Source organism: bacterium (assembly GCA_030685015.1).
Lineage (GTDB): Bacteria > CAIWAD01 > CAIWAD01 > CAIWAD01 > CAIWAD01 > CAIWAD01.
In genome coordinates this window covers 17,393-39,775 of the sequence record JAUXWS010000041.1, presented here as the reverse complement: position 1 = coordinate 39,775, position 22,383 = coordinate 17,393, and the positions used below count along the sequence as shown (strand labels likewise).

The 22,383-nt window shown below is 67.3% G+C and carries 18 protein-coding genes and 1 pseudogene; 10 read left to right on the top strand and 9 right to left on the bottom strand.

The genetic code is table 11. The features are described from left to right. Nucleotides 1-43: 43 nt before the first annotated feature. Genes Q8O14_04860 through Q8O14_04830 form a run of 7 tightly spaced genes read right to left on the bottom strand, consistent with a single transcriptional unit; the run spans nucleotide 44 to nucleotide 10,315 of the window. Nucleotides 44-1,222: a hypothetical protein gene (locus Q8O14_04860; GenBank protein MDP2360069.1), complete on the bottom strand. Its 1,179-nt coding sequence runs from the start codon at nucleotides 1,220-1,222 to the stop codon at nucleotides 44-46. 41 nt (nucleotides 1,223-1,263) lie between these two features. Continuing rightward, nucleotides 1,264-1,773, bottom strand: a complete 510-nt coding sequence (locus tag Q8O14_04855; GenBank protein MDP2360068.1) for an SLBB domain-containing protein — start codon at nucleotides 1,771-1,773, stop codon at nucleotides 1,264-1,266. Between the two features lie 29 nt (nucleotides 1,774-1,802). Next, the gene (locus Q8O14_04850; protein ID MDP2360067.1) at nucleotides 1,803-2,609 is read right to left on the bottom strand and encodes a hypothetical protein; all 807 of its coding nucleotides are present in this window, start codon (nucleotides 2,607-2,609) and stop codon (nucleotides 1,803-1,805) included. Nucleotides 2,610-2,637: 28 nt separating this feature from the next. Further along, the gene (locus Q8O14_04845; GenBank protein MDP2360066.1) at nucleotides 2,638-3,660 is read right to left on the bottom strand and encodes a hypothetical protein; all 1,023 of its coding nucleotides are present in this window, start codon (nucleotides 3,658-3,660) and stop codon (nucleotides 2,638-2,640) included. Beyond that, a complete protein-coding gene (locus Q8O14_04840) occupies nucleotides 3,657-8,246 on the bottom strand; it encodes a C25 family cysteine peptidase (GenBank protein ID MDP2360065.1) in 4,590 nt (1,529 codons plus the stop codon). The genes Q8O14_04845 and Q8O14_04840 overlap by 4 nt, the downstream gene beginning before the upstream one ends. 1 nt (nucleotide 8,247) lies before the next feature. Then, nucleotides 8,248-9,918 (bottom strand): helicase-associated domain-containing protein, encoded by a 1,671-nt coding sequence (locus Q8O14_04835; protein MDP2360064.1) that lies wholly within the window; start codon nucleotides 9,916-9,918, stop codon nucleotides 8,248-8,250. Beyond that, nucleotides 9,911-10,315, bottom strand: coding sequence for a secondary thiamine-phosphate synthase enzyme YjbQ (locus Q8O14_04830; GenBank protein ID MDP2360063.1), 405 nt, complete (start codon nucleotides 10,313-10,315; stop codon nucleotides 9,911-9,913). Before Q8O14_04830 ends, Q8O14_04835 begins: the two co-directional genes overlap by 8 nt. Nucleotides 10,316-10,443: 128 nt before the next feature. On the opposite strand from Q8O14_04830, the gene Q8O14_04825 reads away from it, so the two are divergent. The 10 genes and pseudogenes from Q8O14_04825 to Q8O14_04780 all read left to right on the top strand — a co-directional run bounded on the left by Q8O14_04825 (nucleotide 10,444) and on the right by Q8O14_04780 (nucleotide 19,818). Then, entirely contained in the window at nucleotides 10,444-10,800 is a 357-nt protein-coding gene (locus Q8O14_04825; GenBank protein MDP2360062.1) for a hypothetical protein, read from the top strand. Then, nucleotides 10,797-11,093, top strand: coding sequence for a hypothetical protein (locus tag Q8O14_04820; GenBank protein ID MDP2360061.1), 297 nt, complete (start codon nucleotides 10,797-10,799; stop codon nucleotides 11,091-11,093). Before Q8O14_04825 ends, Q8O14_04820 begins: the two co-directional genes overlap by 4 nt. Beyond that, nucleotides 11,086-12,912 (top strand): amidohydrolase family protein, encoded by a 1,827-nt coding sequence (locus tag Q8O14_04815; protein MDP2360060.1) that lies wholly within the window; start codon nucleotides 11,086-11,088, stop codon nucleotides 12,910-12,912. Before Q8O14_04820 ends, Q8O14_04815 begins: the two co-directional genes overlap by 8 nt. Before the next feature lie 93 nt (nucleotides 12,913-13,005). Continuing rightward, nucleotides 13,006-14,895, top strand: coding sequence for a glutamate mutase L (locus Q8O14_04810; protein ID MDP2360059.1), 1,890 nt, complete (start codon nucleotides 13,006-13,008; stop codon nucleotides 14,893-14,895). Then, entirely contained in the window at nucleotides 14,892-15,302 is a 411-nt protein-coding gene (locus tag Q8O14_04805; GenBank protein MDP2360058.1) for an HI0074 family nucleotidyltransferase substrate-binding subunit, read from the top strand. The genes Q8O14_04810 and Q8O14_04805 overlap by 4 nt, the downstream gene beginning before the upstream one ends. Further along, nucleotides 15,295-15,603 (top strand): nucleotidyltransferase domain-containing protein, encoded by a 309-nt coding sequence (locus Q8O14_04800; protein MDP2360057.1) that lies wholly within the window; start codon nucleotides 15,295-15,297, stop codon nucleotides 15,601-15,603. Before Q8O14_04805 ends, Q8O14_04800 begins: the two co-directional genes overlap by 8 nt. A 23-nt stretch (nucleotides 15,604-15,626) precedes the next feature. Further along, on the top strand, nucleotides 15,627-17,108 hold the full coding sequence (locus Q8O14_04795) for an Eco57I restriction-modification methylase domain-containing protein (GenBank protein ID MDP2360056.1): 1,482 nt from the start codon (nucleotides 15,627-15,629) through the stop codon (nucleotides 17,106-17,108). An 11-nt stretch (nucleotides 17,109-17,119) separates the two neighbouring features. Further along, nucleotides 17,120-18,051 (top strand): annotated as a pseudogene (locus Q8O14_04790) (BsuBI/PstI family type II restriction endonuclease). Nucleotides 18,052-18,145: 94 nt separating this feature from the next. Further along, entirely contained in the window at nucleotides 18,146-19,183 is a 1,038-nt protein-coding gene (locus tag Q8O14_04785) for a hypothetical protein (GenBank protein MDP2360055.1), read from the top strand. A gap of 380 nt (nucleotides 19,184-19,563) precedes the next feature. Beyond that, entirely contained in the window at nucleotides 19,564-19,818 is a 255-nt protein-coding gene (locus tag Q8O14_04780; GenBank protein MDP2360054.1) for a hypothetical protein, read from the top strand. Here Q8O14_04780 and Q8O14_04775 read toward each other — a convergent pair. Together Q8O14_04775 and nhaA are read right to left on the bottom strand one after the other, a co-directional pair. Further along, nucleotides 19,813-20,820 (bottom strand): PP2C family protein-serine/threonine phosphatase, encoded by a 1,008-nt coding sequence (locus Q8O14_04775; protein MDP2360053.1) that lies wholly within the window; start codon nucleotides 20,818-20,820, stop codon nucleotides 19,813-19,815. The genes Q8O14_04780 and Q8O14_04775 overlap by 6 nt on opposite strands. 191 nt (nucleotides 20,821-21,011) lie before the next feature. Beyond that, complete coding sequence (gene nhaA, locus Q8O14_04770) at nucleotides 21,012-22,343, bottom strand: Na+/H+ antiporter NhaA (GenBank protein MDP2360052.1); 1,332 nt, start codon at nucleotides 22,341-22,343, stop codon at nucleotides 21,012-21,014. Nucleotides 22,344-22,383 lie beyond the last annotated feature (40 nt).

Below are 22,383 nucleotides of genomic sequence, written 5' to 3'. Positions count from 1 at the left end.
CCGGAAAAAGGCCCCGTGGACAAGCCGGGGGCCTTGAATCCTGTTACTTGCTCTTGCTGTCCTTGAGCTTCTCGCGCAAGCGCTCGAGTTCCTTTTCCGCGTTTCGCCGTTCGGCGCGGATCTTCTCCAGCTCGAGATCCAGGAACTCGGCGCTCTGGTCCTCGGCGCCCAGCCAGTCGAACATCTCGCGCTCGGTGACGCCCAGTTTCTCGCGCATCTCCCAGTCCCGCTGGCTGTCCAGTGTCACCTTGCCGAAAGTCTCCGTGTGGCGGAAGGGCGTGGACGGCAGGAAGGCGAGCTTGAGGGCGAAACGCCATGCGGGGTAGTAGTCCGGGAAGTCCCGACTGCGGCGCGCCTGCTCTTTGCGCATGCCGGCCGGAAGCGGCCCATCCGTCAGATAGTGCAACTCGGGGCCACTCTCCATCAGGCGGAGATCAAGACCGCCCGTGAGTGAGACACCGCGGAACATGCGCCAAGTGACTCCCGGCTGGAACCACAGCACGTCAGCCCTTGTGAAGGCGCTGGGAGGGGGCTCCGCGAGGAAGGTGCTGCCATGCACCTCGGCGAACCACTCCCAGCGCATGCCCGGGCTGCGGAAAGCAAGCGCGTACTCCAGGCTGCTGGTCACATCCGAGAAGATGTTGAGCGCCGTGTTGCCGCCGTCGTTGTGGTTGAGCCAGCCCACGTTCAGATGGGCACTGCGACCCTCGCCGGGATAGAGCTGGTTGGCGTGCCAACTAAGGGCGGCACCCAGGGACAGCTCATTCGCGACCGTGTTGTATGGCTCAAGGTAGACGTTGGAATACTTGGAGGAGTTCGTGCGCACGCTGCCCATCAGCCCCCAATTGATGGGGATCTCCCCAACATTCACCTGGTAGTCGCTGACCCGGAGGCGCATGTAGACGTCGTCGGGGGCGTTGTAGGTGACGAAGCCACGGGAGCTGAAGTTCAGATCCTGGTAGAGCATGGGCGTGATCTCAATCTCCACATGGGGGCTGAAGCCGAAGGTCAGGGCCACGGCCTGGGTCACGTTGGAGATGTCCCCCAGATCCGTGCTGCTGCTCCAGAACCTGGTGTGCATTTGCACCGCCAGTTGGCCTGGCTCCAGGTTGCTTGTCGTCCACGTGTGGAAGAGGGATCGACCGCCCAGGAACTGGGTGGCCGCCGTCCCGCTTTGGACCGCCAGGGCCACGCCCAGGAACATGATGATGCTCTTCTTCATGCGGCCTCCTCACCTGTCCGTCAGGTTCTTATCGACACGTTTCAGTCCAAGCGCTGCATGAGGACAACGGCGTTCAACAGGATGCCCACCTTGGCGATGACGTCCACCGCGTTCGAGATCCAGTTGTAGCTGCTGCCCGAGACGACGACCGTGTCCCCCGGCTTGAGTTCCGGGATCAGGCTGAAATCCCCCGTCTTCAGATAGCGCCGCACATCGATCTCCAGGATCTCCTCCCGCTGGTTGGCCAGCCTCACGATGCGCACGTTGTCCAGCCGCGAGTAGGAGGAAGGCCCTCCGGCGGCGGACAACAAGGTCAGAAGATTGGTGCCGCTGGGGATGTTGTACTGCCCCGGCTTGTTCACCTTGCCCCAGACATTGATTGTGATGTAGATGGCATTGCGGTCGCCAAGAAAGTACTGTGCCGCCCGGCCGCTCTCGGCCACCGGGTCCGGCACGGGGGAGGTGCCGACGTCCTGCGCGACGCCATGGACAGGCAGCAACAAGGCGCTGAGCAGGATCAGAGCACGGGCCAACCGCATCAACTTGCCCAAGACGCCTCCCGCCACCTGAAGACCGAACGTCAAAAAGTAAAGGAAATCCAAACGGATTCCGAGCCGGCCAAGGGGCAATTCTCCGGATTGGAGCGCACCGGGACCAATAGGGAATCAATTTGGGCCACCTGGCCGATGATGGTGTCGATGCGCAGCTGGTAGCTGCCCGGGGCAAGACCCATGCGCGTCCTCGACCAGAAAGCGCTCATCTGCGGCTCAAGGCCGAGCAGGACGTCCTCGCTCCAGGCCAGCGTGCCCACGGCGTCCACGGCCAGCAACCGGAAGCCCCCGAACCCAAGATTGAACAAATGCACGAACTCGTACTGCCACGCCGCGCGCAGCGTGTCGTCCACCGCCTGGACTTGTTCCTGGAACACGCGGGGGGCCGCCCACAAGCGGTAGGTCACGGTGTCCGAGGGCGCGCTGGTGTTGCCGTCGCGGTCCAGGGCCTTCACGAAGTACCAGGCCCGTGGACCCCAGTGGGCCACGGGCCGCAGGACGGGATCCTGGTCCACGTGGTGGAAATAGGCCGGCCGGCCCTCGAGGAAGCGCTCGGCGTCCAGGTCAAGCTGCTCGAAGTCCTGGCGCGGGTCCAGCGCGCGAAAGACCAGGAAGCCGGCCAGATCGTCCGGCTCCTCCGCCATCTCCCATTCCAGGCGTATCCCCTGGCCGCCGGCGGCCTCGGCGTCCACGCCCGTCTCCGGCCAGACGGCCCCCTGGGTGGAGCAGTTCTTGAGGCGCATGCCTGGTGCGGGCGGCGGCGTGCGATCCTCGTCGCCCGAGTCCTCTCCGCAGGATTGGGCCAGCAGCAGGATCAAGGGCGGAAGGGCCAGCATAAACCGCCGGCGGGTGGTGACGCATTTCTTAGAAGGCATAGACAAAACTCATGCGGTGGAGGCGGCCCAGGTCGTGGTCCAGCCCGGCGTAATCCACGTCGATGGTTGCCAGACGGAAACCCGCGCCATAGGTGAAGGATCCGTCCCGCCCCTGATGACCCACCCGCAGGGCGAAGCGCTGCCGGTAGCGCAGTTCCAGCCCGCTGCGGCTCTGCGTGTCGTAATGGTGGTCGTGGTCGCGGGTGAGGGTCCACTCCAGCGGCCCCGCCGCGCAGGTCCAGGCCAGGCCCAGCACATGGTAGTAGTGGATGGCGTCCTCGCCCCCACTCCATTTCAGCCCGGTGTTGGTGAAGTTGTCCGCCCGCGCGCCCAGGGAGATGGTGCCCAGCCGCTTGAGACCGGTCAGGTCCTGCACGGCGGCCCGGACCTGGATGCCGGCGTCCAAGCCGATGCCCCGCCCCGCCTGGTCGTCCAACTCGCTGTGGATCATCTTCACATTCAGCCCAAAGGGGACTTGGAGTGGGATTTCGTGATAGAGCCAGCCGAACTCGAGCACGGGCTCGTTGCGCTTGGCGAAGCTGAGGAGGACGGCCTGGTCGACGCTGGCAAACCAGCCGAACGGGGCGCCGCCGGCCTCGTCGATCAGGCGCCGCCGCTCCTCGAAGGTGTAGTCCTGGTCCCCGTACTCGGGGAAGCGGGGGATGTCCGAGACCTGGAAGCGCACGTAGTTGATGGCGAGATTGCCGCCGCCGATGGGCCAGGTCAGGCCCAGGTGGCCCAGGGTGCCCAGGGGATCGCCCAGATCCCCGAAGTGCGCGGTGGCCATGCCCGACACGCTGCGCCGGTTGACCAGGGCCAGGCCGGCCGGATTCCAGAAGCAGGAGAAGGGATCATCGCTCCAGGCCACGGTGGCCTGGCCCATCGCCAGCCCGCGGGCCCCACCACCCAGGGCCAGGAACTCCCCCGCGTACCGGCCGGCCCAGGCCGGCCCGGCCGCCAGGCCCAGGAGCATCGCCGCAGCCAGGGCGTCGTGCCGCCGTCTTCCGCTCATTTCAACCTCGCCACCTTGCCGCTGTGGTCGATGGCGCCCTCGGCGCCGCGGGCCTGCAATCGGTAGTAGTAGACGCCGTTGGCCACCACGTCGCCCACCCGATCGCGGCCATCCCACAAGACCTCCACGTAGTTGATGAGCGGGCCGGGAATCTCCAGGCGCCGGATGCGCCGGCCCGCCACGGTGAAGATGTCGATGGTGGCGCCCTCCGCCACGCCCGTCAGGCTGAAGACGAAGCGGGTCTCCCGCTGGAAGGGGTTGGGATAAGTGCCCGCGTAGCGCAGGGCCAGCCTCTCCCCGATCCGGCATTCCCCTACCCACTGGGTCGTGTTGCCGGCGGCATCTGTGCAGGACAGGCGCAGGGGAATGACCTCCTCGCGGGGCAAGCCAGGATCCAGCTGCAACTGGACGGCCAGCCGTCCCGTCGCGTGATCGGCCTGCAGGGCCAGATCGGCGGGGGCCACGGGCTGGTTGCCCACCTGCAGGGCAAGCCGGCCGGGACGGGGGTCCACCCCGGCCGGGTCCTCCAGCATCCAGCTGATGACGCCGCCGGGTGGCAGATAGCCGCCACTGGCGAAAACCTGCCCTTCCACCTCCATGCGAACGGTGGGTGGCGTCTGGTCGTCCAGCCAGCCCATGAGCAGCCCGTCCCCCTCGTCCAGGCGGAACAGGGCAAGCAGGCTGTCCGCCCGGCCCATCTCAACCTGTCCCACCGGGCCGCTCAGCACGAGGCGGGATCCCTCGTGGTAAACGAGCAGGCCGGACCGCTCCCGCATCAGGCTGTCCGGGGCGGCGAGGGCGAGGCGTCCCTCGACCGGGGCGGGGGCCAGGCCGTCCAGCCATTGGAGACGCCAGCCCGGACCCGACGGCCGCAGCGCCTCCTGCCGGGCCTGCGCATCGGGCAGGTCCAGCGCCGTGATCAACAGCACGCGGTTGCCGGCCTCGGCGGGCAGGCGCAAATCCAGACCGGGGGCCACGCGGCGCCAATCCCGCCCGGCCAGGGGCAAGGGGTCGGCCACAAGGGTCAGCGGGGTGGGATGGATGCCGCCCACATGCGGATCCCAGGCCGCCTCCACGATCAGGGTGTCGCCCAGCGACACGGGCGGCAACTCCAGGGCGGCCCGCCCTGTCCCGTGGGCCGGAACCGGCGGCAGCAGCGACCAGCCGGAGAGGGTTCCATCCCGGCGGCGCAGGCGCACCAGTAGCGTGTCGGAGTCGGCGTCGCCCGCATTGGCCAGGGCGAGAAGCCGCCGCCCCCGCTCGTCCGTCCCCTCCGTGGTCTGCCACTCCAGCCGCGGCCGTGGCGATGTCAGGAGGTACCAGGACCAGGTCGTGCTGTCCCGCTCCGCGCCGTGATAGAGGGCGAATTGGAGGCGGACAAGGGTGCTGTCCGGCCATGGGCCGGCGCTGGCCGCGCTGACCAGGCGCTGGGGATCTCCGGGCCGGGGGGTCAGGGGCAGGCGCAGATCCAAGCTGTCCTGGCCGGGGGGCCAGGCCCGCAGCAGGGCGGCCACGCTGTCCGGCGGATCGGGGCCGGCTACATGGACCTCGACGCCCAGCAGCTGCCCGGGGCGCGGTGGGTCCGGCACCAGGCCGGCCCGCCAGATGAGCGTCTGCTCCAGGCTGTCGGCGCGATAGAACCAGGTGACGCCGGCCTGGCCGCCGGTGGTGGCGCCCGCCAACCAGGCCCGCAGCGAGGCCACGGCGCCGCCGCCCGGCAGGCTGGCCGGCACGGGGACCCGAGCCTCCCAGCGGCCCGTGGCGTCCGCCGTGAAATCCTGGCGAACCACGCCGTCCACGAAATCCGGACCGACCTGGGCCGGCCGCACCGTGGCGGAGTAGACCTCGATCCGGCCCTGGGCGCCAGGCAGCTCCGCCTGGCCGTGCAACCTCAAGGTATCGCCGGCCACGGCCAGTGGATTCTCGAGTCCCAGGGACGTGCCGCCAGGTGTGTGCAGTTGTTGCCAGGGCAGGCCCAGGATGGTGTTCATGACGATCACGGCCCGCGCCTGCCGCGCCTCGACCGAGCCCTCGCGCCCCAGCACGTGGCGCAGCCAGAGCCGCTGCTTGGCTTCGCGCAATACTGCGGCCACGGTCAGATCGGGATTGGCGCACTGGAGGCTGATGAACTCCGTCACCAGCTCCATGCCTGTGTCGCGGAAGCCCAGGCCGGTGGAGCCCAGCACGCCGATGGCGCCCATCGGCCCGCTGTTGAGCAGGGCGCGCCCCATCGCGCCCTGGTAGTCCAGGCTGGCGATGAAACAGGTGGCGTTGGTGACGAAGGGCAGGCGCGCCGCGTTGTCCAGCAGCGGCACGTCCTCGCTGCGGAAGAGGCCGTTGTCCTCCCACACGGCGCCTCCGCCGTGGCCGGAGTAATTGACCAGGAGCTGCCCCTGATTTATGAGGCGGAGCAGCTCGGGCCGGGATCCGATGTAGGCGCCACCCTGCTCGCCCGCGTTGATGCGGCGGACGAAGAAGTGCGACGGGATGCGGAAACGGATCAGCTGCTCGCTTTGCGCCATGAAGACGCCGTCGTCCTGGGCGCGTGCGCCCGAGGTGAAGAGCAGGCTGTTGCGCCAGGGTCCCGGTGCGGATCCGCGGTAGGCCAGCTCCTTCTCCGCCAGGTTGTGCAGTTCCGCCGCCGTGGCCACCGGCCAGCGGGAGACAAGCACGGGCAGCGTCGTCCCCTGGTTGTCGCGCACGTACCAGTCGTCGCTGGAGGCGGCGCCCCATTTGTAGACCTGCTCGTACATGAGGGGCAGCACCGGTTCCCGGCCCGGCACGACGCTACGCGGAGTCAGAATGCCGTCACCGACCAGCAGCAGCCAGCGCGGCGGCGTGTCCCAGGCGGCCCAGGCCCTCAGGACCAGGTCGCGGATGCCGTGGGGCAGGGTGCGGCCATGGCTGAACTCGTCGTAGACCCAGCGGTCGCTGACCACCAGGGCCTCGCCGCCCAGGTCGCGTGCCCGTTCCAGCACGGGCGCCAGCGTGGCGGCGGCCCCGGCCCGCATCAGGCTGTCCGCCACGACGACCAGGATCCCCGCCCCCGCACCGTGACCGCCCAGATTGTGCCAGGTCACCGGCTCGGCAGCCAGCGGTTCGCGCAGGGCCGGCCGGCCGACCGCCACATAGCGTGTGCCGGCGCGGAACTCGTCCTGGAAGCGGAGGCGCCAGCCCCCGCTCTGGGGTCGCACGATCACGCTGCGCAAGTGGGACTGCCCCGGCTTGATCACAAGGATGTCGGGATCGTCGAAGCCAGTGATCTCGAAGTTGACGATGCGGCCGTCCAGCGCAGGATCGGCCGTGAACTCCAGCCAGTCCTCCTCGGCCCGAAAAAGGCGTTGATAGCTCAGCTCCACCCAGTTGAGCATGGCGGCCGAGTACGCGCCGGCGGGTGGCTCGTCCACGCCGGCCAGGAAGAGGGTGTTGAGGCCGGGCAGGAAGGCGCTGTGGTCGGGAAAGGCCTCCGTTCCGAACTCGACAATGCGCAGGTCCTGGTTGCGCCAGTCGCCGGCAGCCCCCACCTCGAGGGCGGCGCCGCCCTGGTTGTTGACAAAGAGGCGCATGCGCTGAAAAACGTCCGGATCGTTCTCCTCCGTCGGGGCGGTGAGGCCGCGCAGGCAGACCTTCATCCGCGCCGGCCGCAGGTTGAAGCGGTCAAGGCCGGGCGCCAGGAAGCTGACGCTGCGCAACACGCCGCCGTAGATGCCCGTGGTCCAGAACTGGTGGTCGGGGTGTGCTTCATCCAGCACGTAGGTCAAGCGGCTGAAGTGGTTGTCCTCTTCCATCAAGACCGTCGCCGGGAAACTGAGGGGCGTGTGGTAGACATCCGGGTCGGTCTCCACGATCTCCCCCGTCTCCTGCACCAGGCGGACGCCGGGCGATCCGTCGCTGGCCAGGAAGTAGACCTCGCGGGCGTTCCAAGGGTCGCGGCGGGTGTCGGGGCCCAGCTCGGGCACCGTGGGCAGGGTGGGTTCCGCCCAGAAGACCAGGCGGTCGCCCTCATCGAAGCTTCCATCCTCGCAGCCCTCGGCCAGCAAGGGTTCCACGCGGCCATTGTGGATCAGGCTCCAGGTGCGGGGATCGGGCCAGGGCCCCGGTACCCGGGCGGCCAGCCACTCCGCCGTCACTTGCACCACGCCGCGCTCCTGCACCTCCAGCCGGGCGAAGTGGTGGGGCGCCCAGGGGTCGACCGGTGCCAGGGCCCGCAGGGGGCGCCGCGCCTCGCGCTCGCCCTCGTCGCGCAGGAGAAGTCCGGTGGCCAGGAGGGTGGCGGGCGCCAGCGCGCCGCCGCGATGGCGCGTCCCCGTCGCTTCAAGCTCGATGAAGGAGAGGCCGCTCCGTCCTCCGCTGGGCAGGTCGGCGCGGAGCAGGGGCCGGTCGTGGTCGACGACGAGCGGCCAGGCCGTCACGGTGGGGTCGGCTGACGCGGTCAGGCGCAGCAACACGCCCCCGTCCGGCTGCCGTTGCTGGTCCAGGTGCGGCGAGGCGGAGATGGTGACGGCCGCGCCGAGCGGGTGCGCCGCCAGCCATCCGGCCAGGACGAGGGCGAGGCCGGCCGTGCCGCGGCGGAAGACAGTCCCCATGTCAGGCGTAAGTGCGGATCTCGTAACGATAACCCTGCTCCGTCAAGAAGAGCTGCCGGTTCATGGAGAACTCCTGGTCGATGGTGTCCCGTGTCACCAGAGTATAGAACCAGGCGTGGTTTTCTCCGCTCTTGGGTCGCAGGACGCGTCCCAGGCGCTGGGCCTCCTCCTGCCGGCTGCCGAAGGTCCCCGAGACCTGGATGGCGACGTTGGCCTCCGGCAGGTCGACGGCGAAATTGGCCACCTTGGAGACCACCAGCACCTTCACCTCGCCGGTGCGGAACTTCTCGTAAAGCTCCTCCCGCAGGGTGTTGCGCACGCTGCCCGTGATGAGGGGCGCCTGGATGAGGGCGGCGATGGTGCGCAACTGGTCCAGGAACTGGCCGATGATCAGCACGCGGTCGCCGTGGTGGCGCTCCAGCAACTCCTCGATCAGCTCCAGCTTGGCCGGATTGCAGGAGGCCACCGTGTACTTGCGCCGTGTTTCGGCCAGGGCGTACTCCAGGCGCAGATCCTGGTCCATGGGGAGGCGGTATTCGATGCAAGTGGCCTGGGCGATCCATCCCTGCCGCTCCAGCTCCTTCCAGGGCACGTCCATCTTCTTCGGCCCGATCAAGGAGAAGACATCGTCCTCCTTGCCGTCCTCCCGCACCAGGGTGGCGGTCAGTCCCAGGCGGCGCCGGCTTTGGATCTCGGCCACGGCGCGGAAGACGGGGGCGGGCAGGAGATGCACCTCGTCATAGATGATGAGCCCCCAATCCTGATCATTGAAGAGGCGGAAGTGGGCGAAGGGGCTCTGCTTGTTCTTGCGCCAGGTCAGGATCTGGTAGGTGGCCAGGGTGACGGGCCGGATCTCCTTCAGCTCGCCGCTGTACTCGCCGATCTGGTCATCCCGCAGATCGGTCTTGTCCAGCAGCTCGTGCTTCCATTGGCGCAGGGCGGTCACGTTGGTGGTCAGCACGAGGGTCTGCATGCGGACCTTTTCCATGACCCCGATGCCGATCACCGTCTTGCCTGCGCCGCAAGGCAAGACCAGGACCCCGCTGCCGCCCCGCCGGTCCCCGCCCGCCCAGAAGACCGCCACCGCGTCCCGCTGGTAGCGCCGAAGGGCGATTTCCTTGCCGGACAAGGATGTCGCCCGCCAGTCGAGGGACAAGGGCGCTCCCGCCGTATAGCCCGCCAGATCCTCGACCGGGAAGCCGATCTTGATGAGGGCCTGCTTCAGGTGCCCACGATTCTCCGGTCGGACCTGGATGCGGCGGGTATCCAGCGGGTGCCCCAGGTAGGGGACCACGGTCTTGTGCCGCGACAACTCCACCATGAGCAGCTCATCATCCGATTCCAGGACCAGCTGATCGCCGTCCTCCCGCATGAGGCGGACCCGGCCGTAGCGCCCCACCACCTCGCGGATGTCCTCCACCACGTTGGTGGGGACCTCGTACTTGGAGTAGCGGTTGAGGATGTTGATGATCTCCACCGCGCCCATGCCGCTGGAGGCGGCATTCCACAACGACAGCGGCGTGATCCGGTAGGTGTGCAGATGCTCCGGCGACTTGTCCAGCTCGGCGAAACGGCCCAGATCGTCGCGGGCGTCCTCGAACTGGGGATTGGCCGTCTCGAGGAAGACGGTGCGGTCGGACTGGACGATGAGGGGATTGCTGGAATTATACACTGCGTTCTCCGCCAAGCAGATCAACCCACAGGCGACGCCGGCGGGGTCTGTCGAATTCGCAAAACCATACGGACTGCCACTGGCCGAGCCGCAGGCGGCCGCCGACCAGCGGCACGTGCAACTGGCAGCCCAGCAGGCTGCTCTTCAGGTGGGCGTCGGAATTGCCCTCGGCATGCCGGTAATCAGGGTCCCGGGCCAGTTTGGCCAGGCGCATGATCAGGTCCGGCGGCAGGTCCGGATCCCCGTTCTCATTGATGGTCAACGCGGCCGTTGTATGGGGCACATGCAGGAAGAGGAGGCCGGCGCGCCAACCCTGCTCGGCGGCGGTCTGCGCCAGCAGCCCATCCAGTCGAATGAACTCTTCCCTGCGGCTGGTGGAAATGGTCAGCTCGTTCATACAGTGCAATTTGTTGGTGGTGTAGATTCAATGTGGCAATTCCTTGACGCCCTTTCCTATACTTGGGCATGGTGGAACGCCCGCGCAGCCTGACCTGGAGCCATTGGCCGCTGAAGGGCCGGCCCCTGATGGCGATCCTCTTGATCGCCATTCTGATCCTTGTCTCGTCCCTTGTCTTCTACTGGCTGGCCTGGTCCTGGCAGGCGGTCCTGCTCCTCGTCGCCTTCTTCTTCTCTCTTCGTGACTTTCTGTTTGCCCGCACCATTCTTATCGATGAACAGGGACTCACGGTGTCGCACCCTTTGACGGGCGCCCGTCACACCGACTGGTCCGCGCTGGGCACCCTTCAGCTGCGGGAGGACCGCCTGATCGCACAGCCACGGCGCGGGCGCCTGGTCGTGGTGCCGGCTCCCAATGGCGAAGCGCTTGACCTGTTGAGAGATTGGCAGAACTGGCAAGGCGCCCGCGGGTGGGAGGAGGAATGAGCGCCGTCGATGACGGCGCCCAGGACCTGTCCGCCGAAGAGCGGGCCCTGGCCGAGGCGCTGGCGCGGGAAGTGGTGGCCCGCGGCTTGGCCGTGCCGGCCGGACTGCTGCTGGAGGGGGTCACCCCCATGAACTTCGTGCTGAGTCAGGCCTTGGCATTTTTTTCGCCTGTAATCAGAATCGTTTGCGAGCAGCCCAAATTTGCCCAATTCCAGGAAATGCTGGAGAAAAGGGCAACGATCCCATACATTCTGAAGGCGATCCAACAGCTTGAGGAGGCGCGCCGTGGCTGATTCCACCCGCAGAAGCAAAGCCGCGCCCAAGCCGGCTCCCGCCAAATCCGGCTCCAAGTCGACAGCCAGGAGTGCCAATGGCGTCAAGAAGGCCGCCGGGGCCAACGCCGTCGCGCCGCTGAAGGGGGCGAAGCCCGCCAAGGACAAGGCTCTGCCAGCCACGAAGGCGGCCACCACCAAGGCTGCCGGCAAGCTGAAGGCCACTCCCGGTCCGGCCCGGCCCATCCCCAAGGGGGCGGCGGAGAAGGCCTTGTCCAACAAGCAAATGGCCAAGCCAGCCGCCAAGTCCACGTCCAAGACCAGCGCCAAAGTCCAAGGCAAGCCGGCAACCCGGGTGGGGCCGGTCAAGGGTGCGGCCATGAAGGTTTCGCTGCCCAAGGCCATCACCGCCAAGCCCGTCATGACTTCGGCCAGCCGGCCCAAGCCGGCCGCCAAGCCGGCGGTTGCGCCCAAGGTCAAGGAGTTGCAGGCGCCGGGGGGCGGCAGCCTGCTGCTCCAGGGCGGCACCTTCGTCACGATGAACATGGTGCGCGAGGTGCTGACCGGGGATCTGCGCATCGAGCAGGGGCGGATCACCGGCCTGGGGGAGCGGCTCAAGCCCCGCAAGGACGAGAAGGTGCTGGACCTGCGCGGCCTCACCATCTTCCCGGGCTTCATCCAGCTACATGTTCACCTTTGTCAGACCCTGTTCCGCCACATGGCGGAGGACATGGCCCTCTTCGATTGGCTGCGCAACCGCATCTGGCCGCTCGAAGCCGCCCACAACCCCGCCTCCATGGGCGCCTCGGCCCGCCTGGGCATCCTCGAACTGCTGCTTTCCGGCACGACCACCGTCTTCACGATGGAGAGCACGCAGCACACGGAGACGGTCTTCCAGGAGCTGTCAGCCAGCGGCCTGCGCGCCTTCAGCGGCAAGGCGATGATGGATTCCGGCCGCGGCGTGCCCGCCGATCTAAAGGAAGAGACCGCCCGCTCGCTGGACACAGCCCGCCGCCATCTGGCCGACTGGAACGGCAAGGGCCGCCTGGGCGTCACCCTCTGCCCGCGCTTCGCCCCCAGCTGCAGCGCCGATCTGCTGCGCGGCGTGGGAACCCTCGCCCGCGAGTCCGGCGCCTGGATCCACACCCACATCGCCGAGACGCGGGACGAGGTGCAGCTGACGCGGGAGGTATTCGGGCGCAACCCTGTCCAGCTTTACGAGGCCCTGGGCTACCTGGAAGGCAAATTCCTGGGCGTCCACGCCGTCCACCTGACGGAGGCGGAAAAACTCCATCTGGCCGGCCGCCGGGGCGCCGTCCTCGTCCACTGCCCCAGCGCCAACCTGAAGCTGGGCAGCGGCGTCATGCCCCTGTCCGACCTGCTCTCGCGGGGCATCCGCGTCGGCCTGGGGGCCGACGGCGCCGCCTGCAACAACAACCTGAGCGTCCTCCAGGAGATGCGTCTGGCCGGGCTGCTGCAGAAAGTGAGCCGCGGCGCCGCCACGCTCAGCGCCGAGATGCTGCTCGACCTGGCCACCATCGACGCCGCCAAGTCCATCGGCCTGGATGAGGAGATCGGCTCCATCGAGGTGGGCAAGAAGGCCGACCTCGTCTTCTTCGACCTCAACCACCCCTCCATCCAGGTGGCGGGGACGCCCGCCCAGCAGCTTGTCTGGTCGGCCTCCTCGCGTGATCTGGTCCACACCATGATCGAGGGCGAGTTCCTCGTGCGCGACCGCAAGGCCCGCCGCCTGGACGCGGAGGACGTCATGAAGACGGCGCGGGCCGAGGCCCGCAAGCTGGTCCTGCGCGCCGGACTGGAGGGCAAGGTCCGGGTCTGAGCCGGGGCCGCGGGCGGCGCGGGTCATCCCGCCGGACATGCCACGCGAGCGGGGGCGGGCGCCGACGTGCCCCCGGTCTTTTCAGGAGTCCCCATGAAGGAAATCCGCTCCATCCTCGCCACGGACTGCGGCAGCACCACCACCAAGTGCATTCTCATCGAGAAGATCGGCGACACCTACCGTCAAACCATCCGCGGCGAGGCGCCCACCACGGTGGAGGCGCCCTTCGAGGACGTGACGATGGGCGTGATCAACGCCGCCACCGAGGTGGAGGAGTTGTCCCGCCAGCGCCTCACCCTGTCCGACGGCACTGTGCGCGAGGCCACCCCGGAACGGCGTTTCGTGCGGCAGGTGGCGGGCGAGGACGGCGCGCCGCGCTGGGAGATCATCGTGCCGCAGGAGGGTGACGAGGGGGTCGACGCCTACATCTCCACCTCCAGCGCCGGGGGCGGCCTCCAGATGATGGTGGCGGGCGTGGTGGCGGCCATGACCGGCGAATCCGCCCAGCGCGCCGCCCTGGGCGCCGGAGCGATCGTGATGGACGTCATCGCCAGCAACGACGGCCGCCTCCCCCACGAGAAGATCGACCGCATCCGCCGCCTGCGTCCGGACATGATCCTCCTGGCCGGCGGCACGGACGGCGGCAGCAAGCTGCCCCTGGACCTGGCCGAGCTGATCGCCGCCGCCAAGCCCCGCCCGCGCCTGGGCCAGGGCTTCAATCTGCCCATCATCTACGCCGGCAACCAGGCGCTGAAGGCGGAGATCCACGAGATCCTCAGCCCCGTGAGCGCCCTGACCGAGGTGGACAACCTGCGCCCCGTGCTGGAGCGGGAGAACCTCAACCCGGCGCGCGACAAGATCCATGACCTCTTCATGGAGCACGTCATGCAGCAGGCGCCCGGCTACGACAAGCTGATGAGCTTCTGCCGCTACTGGGACGAGGGGCCGGTTCAGGTGCCGATCATGCCCACACCCGGCGCGGTGGGGAAGATCATCGAGCGAGTGGCGGCCATCCAGGGCATCAACGTGGTGGGGGTCGACATCGGCGGTGCCACCACGGACGTTTTCTCCGTCTTCGGCGGCGTCTTCAACCGCACGGTGAGCGCCAACCTGGGCATGAGCTACAGCGTGAGCAACGTCCTGGCCGAGGCCGGGCTGGAGAACATCCAGCGCTGGGTGCCCTTCCCGCTGGATCCCGGCGAGCTGCGCAACCGCATCGGCAACAAGATGATCCGCCCCACGACCATTCCGCAGACGAAGGAGGATCTCATCATCGAGCAGGCCATCGCCCGCGAGGCGCTGCGCCTCTCCTTCGTCCAGCACAAGGAGTTCGCCGTGGAGCTGAAGGGCGTGCAGCAGGAGCGCACCATCAGCGACGCCTTCGACCAGGACGCGGGCAGCCGCAGCCTGGTCAAGATGATGGAGCTGGACCTCCTGGTGGGCTCCGGCGGCGTCCTCTCCCACGCCCCGGCCCGCGTCCAGAGCGCCTGGATGCTCATCGACAGCTTCCTGCCGGAAGGCTTCACGCGCCTGGCGGTGGACAGCATCTTCATGATGCCGCAGTTGGGCGTGCTGGCCAGTTTCCACGAGAGGGCCGCCACCCAGGTCTTCGACAAGGACTGCCTCATCTACCTGGGCACCTGCGTGGCGCCCCTGGGCAAGGTGAAAAGCCCGGGCAAGCCCGGCCTGCGCATCAAGGGCGCCCTGCCCTCCGGCCCCCTCGACCTGGTCGTCAACCAGGACGAGCTGCGCCTGCTGCCGCTGGGTCCGGGCGAGGAGGCGGAGCTGCTCTTCCACCCGGAGCGGGGCTTCGATCTGGGCGCCGGCCCCGGCAAGGAGATCCGCCACACGGTGCAGGGCGGCGTGGTGGGCCTCGTCATCGACACGCGCGGCCGTCCCTTCAGCCTGGCCGCCGACACGCCGGGCCGCCTGGAGAAACTGGGGCGCTGGGACATCACGCGGTCGGGGCCGCCGGCATCATGAGCGCGCTGGACACGGACGCCCTGGAATTGGCCCTCGGCACCTTGCAGGATGCCGTCCGGGTCTATGATGCGCACGGTGGCCCGGAGGACGAGGCTTTGCTGCTGCGCGACGGCCTGATCCAGCGCTTCGAGTATGTCTACGAACTCGCCTGGAAACTCATGCAGCGCTGGATCGCCCTCAATGTCAATCCAGAGTCCGCTGTTCCCACATGGACACGCCGGGAACTATTCCGTCTTGCCGCCGAACATGGTCTGCTGCGGCAACCAGCGGACTGGTTCGTCTTCGCCGAGGCCCGCCACCTCTCGGCCCACACCTACAACCCCGTCCATGCGGACAAGGCCCTGTTGGCGGCCCGCGCCATGATCCCGGAAGCACTCTTCCTGTTGGAAAGGCTGCGCCATGGTTGAGTTGGACCTGGATCCCGCTTGGCGGGAAAGCCTCGCCCGGATCCTCGCCATCCATGCCGCCACCTGGGAAGTGTGGGCTTATGGGAGTCGGGTCCAGGGTCGCAGCCGGCCCTGGTCGGATTTGGATCTGGTGCTGGTCGGGGACGAGCCGGTCCCGGAGGTGGCACTGGGCGAGCTGCGGGAAGCTCTCGCCTGCTCCGACCTGCCCATCCGGGTGGACGTGGCGGACTGGCTCGGCCTGACTCCGGCTTTCCGCGAACGGGTCAGGCAGGATCACGTCGTGTTGCGCTCCGCGCATTAGGGCGCAGAACAGGAGACGATCGATTGTTGTCAGAGGTTGAACAAGTCCGGTTGCGGCTATCCAAGGATACGGACGCGAAGAAAAAATCGCAGTTCGGCCAATTCCTGACGCCAGCAAGGACTGCGGCCTTCATGGCCGGGCTTTTCCCACCTGCAGATGGCGTCTGCCGCCTACTTGATGCTGGCGCCGGTATTGGTTCGCTTGCTGCGGCCTTTCTGGAGCGGTGGTGTTCCGGTGGTCTTCGCTTCCGGCGCGTGGAACTTGATGCTTTCGAGATCGACGGCTCTCTGCACGCCCAGATAGCTCAGACGTTGTCGAAGTACCGCAACGACGCGTTCACTGCGAGAGTGCATGGTGAAGACTTCATCCTCGCCGCGGTCGATGCGCTGTCCGGTGGCCTGTTCGCCAAGCAACTCCCACGGTATAGCCACGCCATCCTTAACCCGCCCTACAAGAAGATAAGCAGCAATTCAGCGCACCGGTTCGCCCTACGTCGCGTTGGTATCGAGACGGTCAATCTCTATTCGGCCTTTGTGGCGTTGACCTTGGCACAGACCGCGCCAGGCGGGCAGCTCGTGGCGATCATTCCACGCAGCTTCTGCAACGGTCCCTATTATCGCCCATTCCGTGACTTCATGCTTGAGCGTGCCGCCATCCGCCACATTCACCTGTTCGAGTCACGCAGCAAAGCCTTCAAGGATGATGCCGTCCTTCAGGAGAACATCATTGTCCGTCTAGAGCGCGACGGCCAGCAGGGGCCGGTGACAGTTTCGACTTCAGCCGACGACACCTTCTCCGACCTTGTTCATCATACACACCCTTTCGAGCGGATCGTGTTTCCGAATGACCTGGAACGGTTTATTCATGTGCCCACATCGCCCGACAAGAATGCCATAGAGTTAATCCCAGCAATCCGGTACGCGCTGGCCGACCTTGGCATCAAGATATCGACCGGGCCAGTTGTCGATTTCAGGCTCAAGGAGCACCTGCGCGACATGCCCGGGCCGAGCACTGTGCCCTTGCTCTATCCCGCCCATTTCGTCGGCGGAGGCACCACATGGCCCATCGAGGGCATCAAGAAGCCGAACGCCATCAAACGCAATGTCGACACTGAAAAGTGGCTTTACCCTAACGGCTTTTACTGCGTCGTGCGACGTTTCTCATCCAAAGAAGAATCACGCCGTATCGTGGCGAGCGTAGTTGAACCCGGCGCATTCGGTGACGTGGCCGTGCTGGCCTTCGAAAACCACCTGAACGTTTTCCACGATAACAGGCCCGGCTTGCCGCAGGCGCTGGCCCATGGGCTGGCCGTGTTCCTGAACACGACCGCCGTTGACGAGGCTTTTCGTCGTTTCAACGGCCATACGCAGGTCAACGCAACCGACTTGACTCTCATGAAATACCCCAGCCGTGAAGTCCTGACTCAACTTGGCCAATGGGCCATGCAACAAGCGAGCCTCACGCAGGGAATGATCGACGATATGTTTGGAGCCGTGGCCGCATGAGGACGAGCAAGATGAGCCGCCACATCAAAGCTGCGCATCAGATACTCGTTTCTCTTGGACTACCTCGTGCACAACAGAATGAGCGTTCCGCGCTCTGCCTGTAGGCACTGCTTAACCTCACGCCCGGGAAGCCGTGGTCGAAAGCTGAGAATCCTCTCGTAGGCATCACGCCCATCATGGATTGGGCTCGTGAACACTATGACAAGGAGTATGCCCCGAATACTCGCGTGACCGTCCGCCGCCAGACCGTGCACCAGTTCTGTGACGCAGGCATCGCACGTCACAACCCGGACAAGCCCGATCGCCCGGTGAACAGCCCCAAGGCCGTCTATCAGATCGAACCTGCCGCCCTGGCTTTACTGCGCACCTTTGGTACGGCCGCTTGGCATGACGCACTCACGGACTACCTCGCCGAGCGCGAGACGCTGGTTGCCCGTTACGCCAGGGTTCGTGAGCAGAACCGGATTCCGGTGACGATCGCGCCGGGTAAGGAGATTTCCCTCAGTCCCGGGGAACACAGTGAACTGATCCAGGCCATTCTCGAGGACTTCGCGCCGGGTAGCGTGTTGGTCTACACGGGGGACACAGGCGACAAGTGGGGATACTTCGACGCCCCACTGCTGGCAGACCTGGGTGTCGACATAGAGTCACACGGCAAGATGCCAGATGTGGTTCTGCACTACGCGGCGAAGGACTGGCTGCTGTTGATTGAGTCGTAACCAGCCATGGGCCAGTCGATGGCAAGCGACACTCCGAGCTTGCGAAGCTTTTTGCCAACTCAACCGCGGGGTTGGTCTATGTCACAGCTTTTCCGAGTCGTGCCCTCATGGGCCGTTACCTTGGGGACATCGCTTGGGAATCCGAGGTGTGGGTAGCTGACGCGCCGTCCCATCTCATTCACTTCAATGGTGCGCGTTTCTTGGGTCCCTACAATGCGCCCTAACAACCGGTGCCGCGGATGGCGCTGCTCGCCGCCGCTGAACCAGAGCGATCCCCCACCTGACCGGCGGCTCCACCGGGAGGATTGCCCTGTGGATGTGTCAGCCTTTTCCCGGACCGGCCGGCCTCTGTCGCTGCTGGCCGCCGCCCTGCTGCTGAGCGCCTGCGCGGACGACCCCGCCTCCAGCGGATCGGCGGAGTTCGCCCATGGCAGCCCGCGACCGCCCTGCCGCGTCGCCGTCGACTCCACCCGCAGCGCCTGGTTCGAGGCGCCCGTGGTGGTGGTGGCGGGGTGGAGTGATCCGGTCAAGCTGGCCGCGCCGCTCAACACCCCCTGCCCGGAGGACGCCATCGAGATCGCGCCCGACGGCTCGGCCCTCTACTTCTTCTGGTCCCCGGTCGTCAACGGCTCGGCGGCGGATCTGCTGCACATCACCACGGGCACCTATCGGGCCGAGCGGACGGGGGCGGACCCCGGCGTCTTTTCCGAGCCTTGCTTCTACGATTTGCAGAAAGGGGCGCCAGGCGGCTCGGTGGACGGCGAGCCCAGTTTCACGGCGGCGGGCGACAGCGTCTACTTCCACTCGACGCGATCCGCCAACCTCGGCTACCTCATGTCGCCGCCCGTGGACGACCCCATGGACATCTACGTGGCCGCCGTGGTTGGGGGTGAACCCGGACCCGCCGCCAACCTGGGCCGGCCGGTCAACTCGGAGTTCCGGGAGGGTGAGCATGCGCTGGGTCCCGACGGCCGGCTCTATCTCAGCTCTACCCGCCCGGGCGGGCTGGGCGGGGTCGACATCTGGATCTCGACGCGGCAGGGCGGCGCCTGGAGCGAGCCGGTCAATCCCGGGGCGCCGATCAATTCGCCGGGCGAGGACCTGCAGCCGGCCTTTGCGGCCAACGATCCCCTCACCATGTACTTCACGTCGGACCGGGACGGCCCCAGCAGCATCTATCGGTCCCGCTTCAACGGATCAGCCTGGGGGCTGCCCGAGATGATGATCACCGGGTACGTCGGGGAGGCCTCGCTGGTGGGCGACGGCAGCCTGCTCTACTTCGTCCATGTGCTGGTGGACGCCGAGGGGGTATTCGGCGCTGACGTCTGGTACCTGCGCCGGGTGGAGGGGGAGTAGGCGGACAGGGCATGGATGGTGCCCAGGCCTAATGGGTATGGATCCATGCAGACCGCGTCCTCGGTCCTCCATCGGCAGCCGCTCCGGTGGGCCAGCCCCGCGCGGCCCGCCACATCGGCCATCACTCCCGCGACTTGGGCAAGGCCTTCTTTCCCATTGACTTTCCCCCCCGTGAGTGCCTTCCTTCCTTCGCACCGGTGGCAGAGCACCACCGCCCCCAGCCCCCTCGTTCCACTTGACCACCGGCAAGGACCATCATCATCACCACAGGAGGTTGCCATGAGCCGGAGAACGGGGGCCTGCATGCTGGCGGGCGCCTGGTTGGCCGCGCTGGCGGGCACGCCCGCGCGAGCCTTCTTCTTCATCGAGGTGGGCGCTGAGTGCTGGCCGGTGGACAGCTGCTACACGCCGACAGCCACACCTTCACTCTCAAGGCCGAGGTGCTGGACCGCGAGCGGCGCCTGGTGGCCGCCACCACGCGCCAGGCCCGCCTGACCAAGTGGGTGGAGGCCCTGCTCGTCCTCATCTACCCCTTCCACCCCGAGGAGCGGCGCCGCGAGGAGATCTACATGGATTTCCTGCACGACACTTTCCGCGAGCTGGAAAGCCGGGGCGTCCTGCGCGCCGGCTCATGACCCCCGGACGGAGGAGGCGCCGCGCGCCTCGGGACGCCGCACCACGACGACGGTCATGTCATCCGGGGCGGGCACGCCGGCGGCGAAGAGATCCGCCTCGGCCATCACCCGCACCGCCACCTCCCGGGCAGGCATCCCCAGGAGGCGCGCCGCCAGGTCCTCGATGCGCTCCGACCCCAGCACCTCCCCCTCCGCGTTCATGCGTTCCGAGATGCCGTCCGAGTAGAGCAGCAGCATGTCGCCGGGTTCGAGCACGACGCTGCCGCTTTCATAGCGCGCCGCAGGCAGGAGGCCAATGACGGCCCCGCCGGCATCCAGCTTGCGCAACCCGCCCCGTCCCAGAAGGAGCGGGAATTCGTGGCCCGCATTGCAAAAGTCAAGACGGCCGTCCAGGGACAACTGCCCGTAGAAAAGCGACACGAAGGTGCCGGAGAGGGCGGTGTGCTGGATCACGGCGTTGACCCCTTCGACGATGGCTTCCACGCTCAGGCCCAAACCCGCTGCCGTGCGCAGCGAGGTGATGACGTCCCGCGCCAGCAGGGCGGCCGGCAGCCCGTGGCCACAGGCGTCGGCGATGGCCAGGCCCAGGCAGCAGGGCGAGACCGGCAGGTAGTCGAAGAGGTCCCCGGAGACGACGGCGGCGGCGCGGAAGGCGGAGGCGATTTCATAGTCCCCGAAATCGGGTGGCGCGGTGGGCAGGATGCCTTCCTGCTGGATCCGGGCCGCGTCGATGATGCCGGACCAGCGTCTTTGCTGAAGTCTCTGGTTGATGATGTGGCGGACGAGGGAGAGCGTGAAGAACACCTCCTTCTCCCGCTGTGCGCCTTTCAGCGAAAGAGCGACGACGTGGGTCGTGCCCTCCCCCACGCCGATGGCGGCGAAATTCGTGCGCACGCCGATCGCCTGCTCGAAGGACTCGTCCACGCCGGGATCTCCCCGCGCCATGAACACAAGGTCCTCGGCCAGCAAGCTGAGGTGGGGTGGGTAATCGGGCGGTACCACAAGACCCTTCGGAGCGTCCCGCGAACTGCCGAAGCCACAGCTCAGCACAAAACCGGTCCCGACCCGCGATTAGATGCGGTCACCCCCGGTCTCGCGTCGCCTCGCGGACGGATTCATCGTCTTTTCCTTCCACCGGTCCGCGGGTTGTGGAGGCCGGACCCGGGCCTTTCCTCTCCGCCCCCGCCGCCGGGTCACGACCCCCGGGCGGAGGAGGCGCCGCGCAGAAGGAGCCAGCCCACCACGCCCGACACCAGCGAGGCGGCCAGGATGCCCATCTTGGCCACCGTCAGGAACTGCTCCTCGGCGAAGGCCAGGCCCGCGATGAAGAGTGACATGGTGAAGCCGATTCCGGCCAGACAGCCCACGCCATGGATCTGGCGCCAGCCGATGCCGGCGGGCAGCTCCACCAGCCGGGTTTTCACCGCCACCCAGACAAAGCCCAGGATGCCCAGTTGCTTTCCCAGGACCAGGCCGGCCAGGATGCCCAGGCTGATGGGATGGACCACGGCGGTGGCCATCTCCCGCCCCAGCCCCACTCCGGCGTTGGCCAGGGCGAAGACGGGCATGATGGCGAAGGCCACCCAGGGATGGAGGGTGTGCTCCAGTCTCTGCAGGGGCGACTCCGCCTGCTGCGACGCCGCCTCCAGCGCCTGCACGGCGGCCTGCTGGCGGTCGCTCAGGCCTGGACCAGGACCGGCCCCCTGGTCGAACTCGGACATAAGCTCGCGCCCCGCGGTGGAGAATTGACGGCCGCCCAGCCCGGCCCGCGAGGGAATGGTCATGGCCAGCAGCACGCCCGCCACCGTGGCGTGGACGCCGGACTTGAGGAAGGCCGTCCACAGGCCCAGGCCCAGCGCCAGATAGACCAGCGGATGACGCACGCCCAGGCGGTTGACGGCGATGAGGGCGGCCAGGAAGCCGGTGCCCACGGCCAGGCTGAGCCAGGAGAGCTCCGCCGTGTAGAAGAGGGCGATGACCAGCACGGCGCCGATGTCGTCCACGATGGCCAGCGCCGTGAGGAAGATCTTGAGGGAGAGGGGCGCCCGCTTCCCCAGCAGGGCCAGCACGCCCAGGGCGAAGGCGATGTCGGTGGCCATGGGGATGCCCCAGCCCGCCGCGCCCGGCCCGTCCAGGTTGAAGGCGACGTAACAGAGGGCGGGCACCACCATGCCGCCCACCGCCGCCACCAGGGGCAGGGCGGCCTGCTTGAGCGAGGCCAGCTCCCCGCCCAGCACCTCGCGCTTGATCTCCAGCCCCACGACGAAGAAGAAGACGGCCATCAGGCCGTCGTTGATCCAGAGCAGCAGCGGCTTGTCCAGGATGAAGCCGCCCAGCCCCACCGTGACGTGCGTCTGCCAGAGCGCGGTGTAGGAGGAGGCGAAGGGCGAGTTGGCCCAGGCCAGGGCGAGCACGGTGCAGGCCAGCAGCAGCAATCCGCCGGAGGCCTCCTGCCGGAGGAACTGCTGAAAGGGCAGCAGCAGGCGCTGGACAGGCGTGGCGGGGGTGGAGACCTTGCGTTTCATCGTGCCATCCATTGCTACGGGGTTCCTTCTGTCAAGCGGG